Raw genomic sequence first — 12,026 nt, 5'->3', positions numbered from 1 at the left:
GCCGCGCCCCGCCGGGCCCGTCGGTGGACGGCGGGGCGTCCGCGGGCGCGGTGCGCGGCCCACGGGCGGCCGGCGGGGCGGAGCCGATCATCAGACGCCCAGTGCCTTCCCGACCTCGTCGAGGATGTACTCGGCGGAGACCGGGCCGCCGAACAGCCAGGTTCCCGGGTCGAGTTCGTGCCAGCGGTCCTCCTTGACGAACTCCAGCCCCTCCCAGACGCGGTTGCCGGCGAAGGCACCGGTGAAGGGCGAGTCGGCGTCGTCCGCGACGGTGAGGAAGTGGATGTCGGGCTCCAGGTTGGTGAGCCCCTCGACGCCCACCGTGGTCATGCCCCAGGCGTCGCCCTCGCCGTCCCAGGTGTTCTCCAGCCCGGCGAGGTCGAGGACCTGCGCCACCAGCGCCTCGTCGGTGAAGAGGCGGGCGGTGCCGGTGCCGTCGGCGGTGAAGCCCTGGGCGAACGCGTAGCGGGTCCCGTCCAGGCCGGCTTCGGTCAGGCGCTCCTCCAGGTCGGCCGCCGTCTCCTCGATACCGGCGAACACCTCCTCGGCCTGCTCCTCCCGGCCGACGGCCTTGGCGAGTTCGGTGAAGTTGGTGCGGAGCGTCTCCAGCTGCGGCGAGGTGGTGTACTCGAAGGACAGCACCGGGGCGATGTCCTGGAGCTGCGCCAGGTTCTCCTGCGCGCGACCGTCGTCGACGACGATCAGGTCGGGCTCCAGCTCCCGGATCTGCTCGATGCTGGGGGCCTGCCGGTCGCCCACGTCCACCGCGTCGTCGGCGAGCTCGACGCCGGGCGCGGTGATCCACTGGGCGTAGCCGTCGTTGTCGGCGTTGCCCGCGGGCTGCACGCCGAGCGCTATCAGCTCCTCCGTGTAGGTCCACTCCAGCGAGACCACGGTGGTGGCGGGCTCGTCGAGCGTCACCTGGCCGCGGGCGGTCTCGACGGTGATGCCGTCACCGCCCGAACCGCCCTCGGGCGAGGCGGAGTCGGAGGTTCCGGCGTCCTCGCCGACGGTGCCGGAACCGCACCCGGTGGCGGTGAGGGCGAGCGCCGCGGCGGTGCCGGCCGTCGCGAGGGCGCGCAGCATTCTCTGCATGGCTGACGTGTCTCCATTCGTGGTGTCCGTGGCCCGGCGGCGGTCGGACCGGCGCCGGTGGGTGCGCGTGGGCGCGGCGTGGGCCCAGTTCAGCGGGCGGCGTCGGCCGCGGGTAGCGGGAAGCAGGCGAGGTGGCCGGTCCCGGGGTCGCGGAGCACCGAGACACGCAGCCCGAAGGCGCGGTGGATGACCTCCGGGGTGAGGGCGGCCTCCGGCGGACCGGCGGTGACGGTGCCGCCGTCCGCCAGCACCATCACCTCGTCGGCGTAGGCGGCGGCCTGGGTGAGGTCGTGGAGGACGACACCGCAGGCGATGCGGTGCTCGCGCGCGAGGCGGCGGACCACGTCCAGGACCTCGAACTGGTGTCGCAGGTCGAGGTAGGTGGTCGGCTCGTCCAGCAGCAGCACCCCGGCGCGCTGGGCGAGGACGGTGGCGAGCCAGGCTCGCTGCCGCTCGCCGCCGGAGAGCTCGTCGAGTCGCCGCTCGGCGAGCGGCGCCGCGTCGGTGACCTCCAGCGCCCAGTCGACCGCCTCGGTGTCCTCGTCGGTGTGGCGGGCGAACGCCCCGCGGTGGGCGTACCGGCCGTGGCGGACCAGCTCGGCGACGCGCACCCCGGCGGGGACCAGCGAGGACTGCGGCAGGAAGGCGAGGCCGCGCGAGAGACGGCGGCGGTCCAGGTCGGCGACCGGCCGGCCGTCGAGGGTGACGGAACCAGCGAGCGGCGGTATCAGCCCGGCCGCCGTGCGCAGCAGGGTCGACTTCCCACAGCCGTTGGGACCGACCAGGACGGTGACGCGACCGGGCCGCAGGGCGAGGTCCACCCCCGCGAGGACGCGGCGCCCGGCGTGCCCCACGTCCAGTCCCTCGGCGAGCAACCGCGCTTCGCCCTGTTCGTCGTCAGCGGACACTCGTTGCCTCCTGCTCGCGGGTCGTCGTTGCGGCCTTCGGACCGCGCACGAGTGTACCCGCCGAAGTAAGGGTTGCCTTACCGAATCGCACTCCGGGTGGGGCGCCCGCCCGCGCGGTCGGGTTCCGGCCCCCCCGCGACGGCCTCGCGGCGACGGTCGGGCCGGCGGCGGACTGGGGGGCCGCGGACGGGGGCGGGCCCCCGGTGGTCCGGCGCGGCGGTGGCGAGCGACGGCGACTCTGGGAACGACCGGAAGAGCGGACATCGGGCGGCTTGTCACCAAGAGGTCACCGTTGTCTCCAAAAACCCTTCGCAGTACGGCCGTCTCGGGCACACTGATCGCTCGGCCCGCCGCTTCCGGCGGGCCCGGGCCGGCGTGCGCATCGCCCCGGCCCCTCCTCGAAAGGCACGCCCGTGAACCGCGCCATACGCACGGCACTTCTCGCGACCGTCTCCCTCGCCGTCCTGATGCCGGCCGTCCCGGCACACGCCGCCAAGACGACGGGGGAGCTGATGGTCACCCAGGTCAGGCCCAACGCCGCCGGTGCCGACATCAAGAACGGCAAGCAGATCAACCTGAACGACGAGTTCTTCGTCATCAAGAACGTCACCAAGAAGACGGTGAACGTGGGTGGTTGGGTGCCCGACATCACCACCAACACCTTCGGCCGGGCCCTGCCCTCCTACAAACTGCCCGCCGGCGCCAGCGCCCGGGTCCACACCGGGGCGGGCAAGAACCACAAGGACAGCAAGGGCGTCCACCACATCTACCGCGGCTACGCCCGGCACGTGCTGCCCAACGACGGACGGTCCAAGACGCCCAACCTGCGGCTGAAGAAGCCCGGCAGCAAGGACAACAACGCCGCCGCCGGCACCATCAGCGCGTGCAGCTGGAGCGTCGCGGCCAACGGCAGGACCTACTCCTGCTGACCGGCCCCGGCTTCGGCTGAGCCGCCGGGCGCTCCGGCGCCCGCGACGGCGGCACCGGCCCCCACGGCCGCGGAGCCGCCACTCCCCCACACCTCGGACGTGCTGTTCGGATCCTCGTGGAGCAGACCGCGGCGTCCGGTGCGCCGCATCGCAAGGCACCGCATCGCAGCCCGTAGCCGGTCGTACGCGCGCGATCCAGCGCGGTGCCGCGCCCGGCGCCGCGGCCCCACGCAGGACCCGAACGACACGCCTGACGGGCCGCCCGGCGCGTCGACCGCCGGGCGTGCCCTCCCCCGCGACGCCGGCGCGGCGTCACCGACCGCGCGGCGTCACCGATCGCGCAGGATCACCGACCGCGCGAGATGACGCGGCCGGTCCGCGTCGAGCCCCCGCCGACCCGCCACCGCGAGCGCCAGCAGCTGCGTTCGCACCAGGTCCGCCATCGGGTCCAGCGGCTCACCGCCGGAGAGAGCGGTGCCCGTACGCGTGGAGCCGTTGGGGTCGGAGCCGGCCACCAGCTCTCCCCCGGTGGCGGCGACGTCGGCCGCCAGCCCGCGCGGCAGCGCGCCGAACACCCACACCGCCCGGCCCGGCTCGGTGATGCTGACCGGCCCGTGCCGGTACTCCATCGCCGGGTACGCCTCGGTCCACGCCCCGGCCGCCTCCCGCAGCTTGAGCGCGGCCTCCTGCGCCAGGCCGTGGCACCAGCCGCTCCCCAGGAAGGTGACCTGGTCGGCGGCGACCGCCTCCGGGGGCGGACCGGCCGCCAGCGCCCGCTCGGCGTCGGCCACCGCGGCGTCCAGCCGCTCACCGAGCCCGGCGCGCAGCAGCGCGAGGGCACTGGTGGCGAACCGGGTCTGCACCACCGAACGTTCGTCCGCGTGCCCGAGGACGATCCCCTGATCCACCTCGCCGGCCAGCGGTGAGGCGGCGTCGGCGACGACGGCGGTCGTGGGGGTGGCTCCCTGGAGGGTGGCGGCCAGGTCCAGCACCTCCGTGGTGGTGCCGGAGCGGCTCAGCAGCACCACCCGGTCGTAGCGGCGCCCCACCGGGAAGCCCGAGGCGGGCCAGGCGTCGCTCTCCCCTGCACCCGACGCCTCGCGCAGCGCGGCGTAGCTCTGGGCGATGAACCACGAGGTGCCGCAGCCGACCACCGCGATCCGCTCGCCGCTGGCGGGCAACGCGCCGGAGACGGTGGCGGCCAGCTCCGCGGCGCGCCGCCAGCAGTCCGGCTGGGAGGCGATCTCCGCGGCGGTGTACGAACCGGGTGCGGTGCTCATACGGGGCTCCTCGTCGCTTCCTCGTGCTGCTCGGGGTGGTCGTGGCCGGTCGTACCGGTCGTGGCCGGTCGTGTTGCTCCTGCCCGCCGGGCGGGACGTCAGCCGTCCGGGGTCGTTGCCGCGCCGCCCGCCGTCGCGGTGGGCGGGTGGTGGACCAGTGCGGCCAGCCTTGCCGCGGTCGCGGCCATCGCGCTCCGACCGCCGGCCAGCCAGCGCCGGGGGTCGACCACCTCGGGGTCGTCGGCGAGCGCGGCGCGGACTCCGGCGGTGAGCGCCACGTTGAGCGCGGTACCGATGTTGACCTTGGTGATGCCGCCGCGTACCGCGGCCACCAGTTCATCCTCCGGCACCCCGGAGGAACCGTGGAGGACGAGCGGAACGGGTACCCGCGCCGCGAGGCGGACCAGCAGCCGGTGGTCCAGCGCGGCGGCGCGGTTCGTCATGGCGTGCCGGCTGCCGATGGCGACGGCGAGGGCGTCGACGCCGGAGGCGGCGGTGAAGGCGCGTGCCGCCTCCGGGTCGGTACGGGCGGCGGGGTGGTGGGGGTCGGGTGGCGGCTCGCCCGCCTTGCCGCCGACCACCCCCAGTTCGGCCTCGATCCACAGGCCGTTGGCACGGGCCCAGCGCGCCGCCGCCGCGCAGGCGGCCAGGTTGTCGCGGTAGGGCAGGTGGGCGGCGTCGACCATGACGGAGCTGCAACCGGCCTCGGCAGCACGGCGCAGCAGTTCCGGGTCGCGGACGTGGTCGAGGTGGAGCGCGGCCGGGGCGTCGGCCGCCTCCGCCGCCGCGGTCGCGGCGCGTGCCAGGGGGAGCGGGTCGTCGCGGCGGTAGCGCACGGCGTTCTCACTGATCTGCAGGATCACCGGCGCGCCGGCCCGCCCCGCGCCCTCCAGCACGGCCTCGACGTGTTCGAGGGTGATGACGTTGAAGGCGGCGACCGCTCCACCGCGCGCCCTGGCGGCGGTCAGCAGGCCGCCGGCGTCGACGAGTGGCATGGGTACTCCGCTCCGGGCCGTGGCTGGGCCCCGGCCTGGGGCTCGCCCACCGCGGCGGCTGCTCGGTCGAGCAATATAGGCAGCCGTTCCGAGCCGTTTCAAGCACGGCTCGCGGGGCCGTGCCGCTCGGTTCGGCGGGGTCGGGCGGACGCGGGACGGCGCGGGCGGGGAGGGCGCCCCGAGCCCGGACCGGGGCCTCCGGGGGCGGGCGCCCCTGGTCACGAGGGCGGAAGGGATCCGACGCGACGGGTCCGGCAGCCGGGGTGACGGTTGTCACCACGTAGCCGGACAGGGACCGCGAGGTGACCGAAAGGCGCCCAGGGAGCGGCATTACCGGGCATCCGAGGTGCTTTTGTGCCTTTTCGTTTATCGAACGACGCTTTGTTAATCTTTGCTGACGCCGGTCACGGTCAACGCAGCAGCCACCGAGGAGTCTCGTGTCGTACATGCCGCCGCCTCCCGCCGAACCACCCCGGATATCCGGTACGGCGGAGGAGACCAGTCCCTCGGTGACGCAGCGGCTCAAGGCCCTTCCCCGGCCCGCGCTGGTCGCGGGGGCGGTGGCGGTGGCACTCGGCGGTGGCCTGCTGGTCGCCTCGCTCGCCGTCGATTCGGCCGTCGCCCAGGGCACCACCGTGCTCGGGGTGGACATCGGCGGGCTCGGCACTGACGAGGCGCGCGAGAAGCTGGCGGCGGAGCTGCCGGACCTCACCGACGACCCGCTCCAGGTGCACGTCGGGGAGATGCCCGAGGACGCGGCCGACCCCCACCTGATCGTGCCGTCCGAGACCGGCCTCTCGGTCGACGTCGCGGCCACGGTGGACCGGGCGGACTCCCCCGGCCTCTTCGGACGGCTCTTCGGCGGCGGCGGCGGACCGGTCTCGCCGGTGACGGCACTGGACGAGGACCGCGGCCGGGCCGCCATGGAGGAACTGGCCGAGGCGACCGGCACCGAGCACACCGAGGGCGGCGTCGCCTTCGTCGACGGCGAGATCGAGATCACCGACCCCAGCAGCGGCGCCTCGCTCGACGTGGACGCCGCGTTGCAACGGCTGCGGGAGGCGTTCCTCACCGCCGAGGCGTCCGCCCCGCTGTCGCTCCCGGTCACCGCGGCGCAGCCCGAGGTGGACGAGGCGGAGGTCGAGCGCGCCGTGAACGAGTTCGCCCGTCCTGCGATGTCGGGCCCGGTGCGGCTGGCCGTCGGCGACGACGAGCTCGAACTCACCCCCGCCATGATCAGCCCGTACCTGTCGATGGAGCCGGACGACGAGGGCACCCTGGTGCCCCGGCTGGACGGCGAGGGGCTGGCCACCGACGACGCGGTACTGGCCGCGGTCGACGGGGTCGACCGGCCTGCGCTCAACGCCCGGCTGGCCGCCCGGGACGGCGGGGTCCAGGTGACCGCCGACGCCCGCACCGGCGTCGAGGTGGACACGGAGGACCTGGGCGACCAGGTGATGCCGCTGCTGACCAACCCCGAGGGCTCGCGCACCGGCCAGGCCACGGTGACCACCACCGAGCCCGAACTGACCCGCGACAACGTCGGCGAACTCGGCGTGGTCGAGCAGATGTCCAGCTTCACGGTGGACTTCGACCCGGCCCCTTACCGCACCACCAACATCGGCCGCGCCGTCGAGTTGATCAACGGTTCGGTGGTGGCACCGGGCGAGCGGTGGAGCTTCAACGAGACGGTCGGCGAACGCACCGAGGAGAACGGCTTCGTCGAGGGGATCATCATCCTCAACGACCAGTACCAGACCGCGCAGGGCGGCGGCGTCTCGGCCGTGGCCACCACGATGTTCAACGCGGTGTTCTTCGCGGGGGTCAAGCCCGTGGAGTACGGCGCGCACTCGTTCTACATCGAGCGGTACCCGGAGGGGCGCGAGGCGACCGTGGCGTGGGGAAGCCTCGACAACAGCTTCGAGAACGACTCGGACCACTCGATCTACATCTCCGCGACCTCCGACGCCTCCTCGGTGACGATCTCCTTCCTCGGCACCAAGAAGTACGACGAGGTGGAGTCGGTGACCGGCGACCGCACCAACATCGTGGAGCCCGCCACCCGTGAGGCCGTGGCGGACGACTGCGTGGCGCAGCCGCCGCTGGAGGGCTTCGACGTGGTGGTCGAGCGCGTCTTCCGCAACGGCGGCGCGGAAGTGGGGCGCGAGGAGTTCACCACGCGCTACACCCCGCGTGACGAGGTCGTCTGCGAGGCCGAGGGGGACTGACCCGCCCTCAGCTCCCGCTGAACCGCGCCCGGTGGCCGGTCGTCGCACTCGACGACCGGCCACCGGTGTGTTCCGTGCGCCAACCCCCCTCCCGCGTCGGCGCGGCACCGCCACGTATCGGGACGATCCCTGCAACATTCACATAACTGCCGCATACCGCGGGCGGCGAACGGGAAGTCCTCTCATCATTCATTACGAGGTGAGGGGACAATTCCGTTTTGTGTACAGGGCTGTTCGACCGCCTTCTCCGGGCTGTCGGAAGGAGTCGCCGCTCGCCTCCCGATCCGCAACGCACCTGGAGGAGCTTTGACCGGACGAACATCGCGCCGCGGTTTCCTGACCGCGGTGGCCGCGGCTGCGGGGGGCGCAGCCGCGCTGCCCGTGATCTGCGCGGGCCCCGCACGGGCCGCCGCGCCGGGGGAACTGCCCGTCGTCACCCGGCCCGACCACCCGGAGGCCCTGTGGGCACCGGGGGCCGACACCGACCCGTTCGCGGAACCGCTGAACGCCAGCGTGGACTGCGCACTGCACCGCGCGGAGGCATGACATGGCGACCTTCGTGACCCGCGCGCAGTGGGGCGGGCGCGCCCGCCGATCCTCCAACACCAACATCACGCCCGACCGGGGCGGGGTGAGCATCCATCACGTCGGCGGCGACCGCGTGGCGCGCGCCGCCCACGGCGACTGCGCCGCCCAGGTACGCGGCATCCAGAACTACCACATGGACTCCAACGGCTGGAGCGACGTCGCCTACAGCCATCTGGTCTGCGTCCACGGATACGTCTTCCAGGGCCGCGGCGAGGGCCAGCGCACCGCGGCCAACGGCACCGACGCCGGCAACCAGAACTGGTACGGCGTCTGCGCGTTGACCGGTGGATCCTCCTCCAGCTACGACACCATCACCGACGCCCTGGTCGACGCCTTCCATCTGGCGATCTCCCGGCTGCGGTCCTCCGGCAACGCCGCCTCGGCGATCAACGGACACCGCGACCACCGGGCGACCGAGTGCCCCGGCAACCTCTACACCCTGGTGCAGAACGGACGGCTGAACCCCGGCCGTCGCAGCCACACCGTGCGCTCAGGCGAGACGCTGTACTCCATCGGCCGGCTCTACGGCGTGGCCTGGGAGTCGATCGCCGCGACCAACAACCTCTCCGCTCCCTACACCATCTACGTCGGGCAGGTCCTGGTGATCCCGGCCTCCTGACCCCGGTACCGCTCCGGGCGCACTGGCCCTGTCTGACACATCCCGCCTGGTCCGCGGCGCCTGGCACGGCATCTCGCCGCGTCGGAGCCCCGCGCGAGTACGACGGGTACAAGCTGCGATGCTCCTCCGTGCGACCCACCGCACCGGAACCGCGGGCCTCACCGGCGTGCTCACCCGACAGGACCTCGCCCGGCCGGTGCCGTCGGACGGGGCACCGGCGGTGCGGGCCGCCGGTGCCCGTCTCAGTCGACGGCGGCAGCGGCGGCCCGGCCCGCGGCCCTCCCCGAGAACAGGCAACCGCCGAGGAAGGTGCCCTCCAGCGCCCGGTAGCCGTGCAGCCCGCCGCCGCCGAACCCGGCGGCCTCGCCCGCGGCGTACACGCCGGGCAGCGGTCGGCCGTCCTCCCGGAGTACCCGGCCCGTGAGGTCCGTCTCCAACCCGCCGAGGGTCTTCCGTGTCAGCACCCGCAGCCGCACCGCGACCAGGGGACCCGCCCCCTTGTCCAGCAGCCGGTGCGGGGAGGCGACCCGGATCAGCCGGTCCCCGAGGTAGGCGCGGGCGCCCCGCACCGCGGTGAGTTGCAGGTCCTTGCCGAAGCGGTTGCCGACCTCCCGGTCCCGCGCCTCGACCTCGTGCCGCAGCTGCGCCTCGTCGATCAGCGCCTCGCCGGTGACGGCGTTCATGCCGCGCGCCAGCGCGCCCAGGTCGGGCTCCACGACGAAGTCCTCGCCGTGTTCCATGAACGCGCGCACCGGGCCGGGCGCCCCACCGCGGGCGCGGCCGAGGACGCCCCGCAGCGACTTCCCCGTCAGGTCGGGGTTCTGCTCCGAGCCGGAGAGCGCGAACTCCTTCTCGATGATCCGCCGGGTCAGCACGAACCAGGTGTGGTCGTGGCCGCCGCGCAGGATGTGCTCCAGGGTCCCGAGCGTGTCGAACCCGGGGAAGAGCGGCACGGGCAACCGACGCCCCGTGGCGTCCAGCCACAGTGAGGAGGGTCCGGGCAGGATGCGGATGCCGTGCTCGGCCCAGACGGGGTCCCAGTTGCCGATGCCCTCGGTGTAGTGCCACATCCGGTCCCGGTTGATCAGCCGCGCCCCGGCGCGCTCCGCGACGCCCAGCATCAGCCCGTCCACGTGCGCGGGGACGCCCCGCAGCATCCGCTCCGGCGGGCGGCCGAGCCGGGCGGGCCAGTGCTCGCGGACCAGCTCCGGGTTGCCGCCGATTCCACCGGAGGTGACGATCACCGCCTGCGCCCGCAGTTCGAACGCGCCGACCGGATCCCGGCCGGTCGGCGCGCCGCGCGCCGCGCCGCTCTCGGCGAGGACCTCACCGCTGACGGTGTCCACCGAGCCACCGGTCGCGGCGAGCGCGGTGACGCGGTGGCGGTGCCGCACCTCCACCCGTCCCCGGGCCTGCGCGGTCCGCAGCCGCCGCACGAACGGGGCCAGCAGGCCGGGTCCGGTGCCCCAGGTGATGTGGAACCGCGGCACGGAGTTGCCGTGCCCGCCCGCGTCGTGACCGCCGCGCTCGGCCCAGCCGACGACGGGGAAGAACCGCACGCCGAGCCCGTGGAGCCAGGCGCGTTTCTCGCCGGCGGCGAAGTCGACGTAGCTCTCGGCCCAGCGGCGGGGCCAGTGATCCTCGGCCCGGTCGAAGCCGGCCGAGCCCTGCCAGTCCTGCCAGGCCAGTTCCCGGTCGTCCCGCACCCGCATCCGCCGCTGCTCGGGGGAGCCCACGAGGAACAGGCCGCCGAAGGACCAGTGCGCCTGGCCGCCCAGCGACTGCGGCGGCTCCTGGTCGAGCAGGATCACCCGGCGCCCGGCGTCGGCGAGTTCGGCGGTGGCGACGAGCCCCGCCAACCCCGCCCCGATCACGATCACATCAGCGTCGTACGCCATGGTCTCCGTCCTTCGCGGCCACCGCCCCGCGGCGGGCCCGGTTCCGCGGGCGGCGCCCGCCCGGTGCCACGATCTTCGGGAGCCCGCACCGCGGCGTCAACCGTCCGGGACTCCCTGTCGGGGCCCGGCGGTTGGATCGCTCCATGGACGACGACGAAGTGCTGGACCTGGTGGACGAGGACGACCGTGTGACGGGCCGGGCCACCCGGGCGGAGGTCTACCGTGAACGGCTGCGCCACCGCTGTGCCGCGGTGCTCGTCACCGACGCGCGCGGCCGGGTCTTCGTGCACCGCCGGACGCCGTGGAAGCTGATCCACCCCGGCCTGTACGACATGTTCGTCGGCGGTGTGGTGGGGGTGGGCGAGAGCTACGCCGACGCCGCGTGGCGGGAGGCGAAGGAGGAGCTCGGAGCCCCCGGGCTGCCGGCGCCCGAACCGGTGCTGCGTTTCCGCTACGGGGGAGGCGGCCGGTCCTGGTGGATGGCGGTCCGCCGGGTGCGGTGGGACGGCCCGGTCCGGCCGCAGTCGACGGAGACAGCCTGGCACGCCTTCCTCACCCCGGACGACCTGACGGAGTGGCCGGCCGGTTGGGAGTGGGCCCCGTACCGCGTCGCCGCGTGGCGGCGGCTGACCGCCTACCATCGCCGGTGAACGGCGGCGGGTAGGGTCACCCGCGTGATGGGACCGCTGCGCACGATGGGTCTGTGGTTCTCCCCGCGACGGGTGAGGGCCGAGGGCGACACCCCCGACTACCGCTTCTCGCTCGCCAACGAGCGCACCTTCCTGGCCTGGGTGCGTACCGGGCTGGCCCTGGTCGCCGGTGGGATCGCCGTGGACCAGTTCGCGACGGGGCTGTCCGGGCCGGTCCGCACCGTCATCGCCGTGGTGCTGCTGGTGGGGGGCGCGGCGTGCGCGGTCCGGGCGGTGAGCCACTGGGTGCGGTGCGAGGTGGCGATGCGGCGCGGCGAGGACCTGCCCGAGTCCCGGTTCCCGGCTCTCCTGGCGGTCGGCACGGCGCTGGCCGCGCTGCTGGTGGCGGTGGCGGTGGTCACCGGGGTGCTGCGGTGAGCCGGTGCCCGGGGGCGGGCCGGGGCGCGGCGTCGTGAGCGCCCCGCAGCGGCCGGGGACGTCGGGACCGCGCGACCCCGCGGCGCAGCCGGAGCGGACGGCGCTGGCCTGGCGGCGCACCGCGCTGGCCTTCGCGGTGGTGACCCTGTTCGCCTGGCGGGTCCCGGCGGCAACGGGTTCGCCGGGTGGTGCCACGCTCACGGCCGCGGCGGCGTGCGGTGCGGCAGGAGTGGTCTTCGTGATGGTGGCGGCGCGACGCGGGAGGTGGCTGCGCACGGCGCGACCGCAGGCGCTGACGCCGCCGGTCGCGGTGCTGGCGGCGGCCACGGTCGTGCTCGCGGCGGCGGGCGGCGTCGCGCTGGTGCTGAGCCGCTGAGCAGGCGGCGCCCGTCCGGGGCCGGCGGCGGCACGACGGCAGG

At 74.5% G+C, this 12,026-nt stretch carries 12 protein-coding genes; 7 read left to right on the top strand and 5 right to left on the bottom strand.

Features of this window, described 5'->3' with window-relative positions; translation table 11 throughout:
* Positions 1-90: 90 nt before the first annotated feature.
* Together HCJ92_RS17650 and HCJ92_RS17645 are read right to left on the bottom strand one after the other, a co-directional pair.
* Positions 91-1,095: an ABC transporter substrate-binding protein gene (locus tag HCJ92_RS17650; RefSeq protein ID WP_167934580.1), complete on the bottom strand. Its 1,005-nt coding sequence runs from the start codon at positions 1,093-1,095 to the stop codon at positions 91-93.
* An 89-nt stretch (positions 1,096-1,184) separates the two neighbouring features.
* Entirely contained in the window at positions 1,185-2,003 is an 819-nt protein-coding gene (locus tag HCJ92_RS17645) for an ABC transporter ATP-binding protein (RefSeq protein WP_338054237.1), read from the bottom strand.
* A 413-nt stretch (positions 2,004-2,416) separates the two neighbouring features.
* On the opposite strand from HCJ92_RS17645, the gene HCJ92_RS17640 reads away from it, so the two are divergent.
* Positions 2,417-2,932, top strand: a complete 516-nt coding sequence (locus tag HCJ92_RS17640) for a lamin tail domain-containing protein (RefSeq protein WP_209311264.1) — start codon at positions 2,417-2,419, stop codon at positions 2,930-2,932.
* Between the two features lie 329 nt (positions 2,933-3,261).
* Here the strand turns inward: HCJ92_RS17640 and HCJ92_RS17635 are convergent, their stop codons facing one another.
* Both HCJ92_RS17635 and HCJ92_RS17630 read right to left on the bottom strand, forming a co-directional pair.
* The gene (locus HCJ92_RS17635) at positions 3,262-4,212 is read right to left on the bottom strand and encodes an SIS domain-containing protein (protein ID WP_167934578.1); all 951 of its coding nucleotides are present in this window, start codon (positions 4,210-4,212) and stop codon (positions 3,262-3,264) included.
* A gap of 98 nt (positions 4,213-4,310) precedes the next feature.
* A complete protein-coding gene (locus HCJ92_RS17630) occupies positions 4,311-5,207 on the bottom strand; it encodes a class II fructose-bisphosphate aldolase (protein ID WP_167934577.1) in 897 nt (298 codons plus the stop codon).
* A 446-nt stretch (positions 5,208-5,653) separates the two neighbouring features.
* Here HCJ92_RS17630 and HCJ92_RS17625 point away from each other — a divergent pair, with 446 nt between their 5' ends.
* The 3 genes from HCJ92_RS17625 (at position 5,654) to HCJ92_RS17615 (ending at position 8,642) form a co-directional block, all read left to right on the top strand.
* Positions 5,654-7,435 carry a VanW family protein gene (locus HCJ92_RS17625; RefSeq protein WP_209311266.1) on the top strand — a complete coding sequence of 594 codons (1,782 nt, stop codon included), beginning with the start codon at positions 5,654-5,656 and terminating at the stop codon, positions 7,433-7,435.
* A gap of 306 nt (positions 7,436-7,741) precedes the next feature.
* Complete coding sequence (locus HCJ92_RS17620) at positions 7,742-7,981, top strand: twin-arginine translocation signal domain-containing protein (protein ID WP_245240966.1); 240 nt, start codon at positions 7,742-7,744, stop codon at positions 7,979-7,981.
* 1 nt (position 7,982) lies between these two features.
* Positions 7,983-8,642 carry a LysM peptidoglycan-binding domain-containing protein gene (locus tag HCJ92_RS17615; RefSeq protein WP_167934576.1) on the top strand — a complete coding sequence of 220 codons (660 nt, stop codon included), beginning with the start codon at positions 7,983-7,985 and terminating at the stop codon, positions 8,640-8,642.
* 242 nt (positions 8,643-8,884) lie between these two features.
* On the opposite strand, the gene HCJ92_RS17610 is transcribed toward HCJ92_RS17615, so the two are convergent.
* Complete coding sequence (locus HCJ92_RS17610; protein ID WP_167934575.1) at positions 8,885-10,540, bottom strand: FAD-binding dehydrogenase; 1,656 nt, start codon at positions 10,538-10,540, stop codon at positions 8,885-8,887.
* A gap of 143 nt (positions 10,541-10,683) precedes the next feature.
* On the opposite strand from HCJ92_RS17610, the gene HCJ92_RS17605 reads away from it, so the two are divergent.
* Genes HCJ92_RS17605 through HCJ92_RS17595 form a run of 3 tightly spaced genes read left to right on the top strand, consistent with a single transcriptional unit; the run spans position 10,684 to position 11,983 of the window.
* Positions 10,684-11,190 (top strand): NUDIX domain-containing protein, encoded by a 507-nt coding sequence (locus tag HCJ92_RS17605; RefSeq protein ID WP_167934574.1) that lies wholly within the window; start codon positions 10,684-10,686, stop codon positions 11,188-11,190.
* Between the two features lie 27 nt (positions 11,191-11,217).
* On the top strand, positions 11,218-11,607 hold the full coding sequence (locus HCJ92_RS17600; protein ID WP_167934581.1) for a YidH family protein: 390 nt from the start codon (positions 11,218-11,220) through the stop codon (positions 11,605-11,607).
* A gap of 34 nt (positions 11,608-11,641) precedes the next feature.
* Positions 11,642-11,983 carry a DUF202 domain-containing protein gene (locus HCJ92_RS17595; RefSeq protein ID WP_209311263.1) on the top strand — a complete coding sequence of 114 codons (342 nt, stop codon included), beginning with the start codon at positions 11,642-11,644 and terminating at the stop codon, positions 11,981-11,983.
* Positions 11,984-12,026: the final 43 nt, after the last annotated feature.

Source organism: Streptomyces spiramenti, from assembly GCF_012034385.1.
Classification (GTDB): domain Bacteria; phylum Actinomycetota; class Actinomycetes; order Streptomycetales; family Streptomycetaceae; genus Streptomyces; species Streptomyces spiramenti.
Note: the sequence above shows the minus strand (reverse complement) of the source record. Positions and strands in the feature narration are given on the sequence as shown.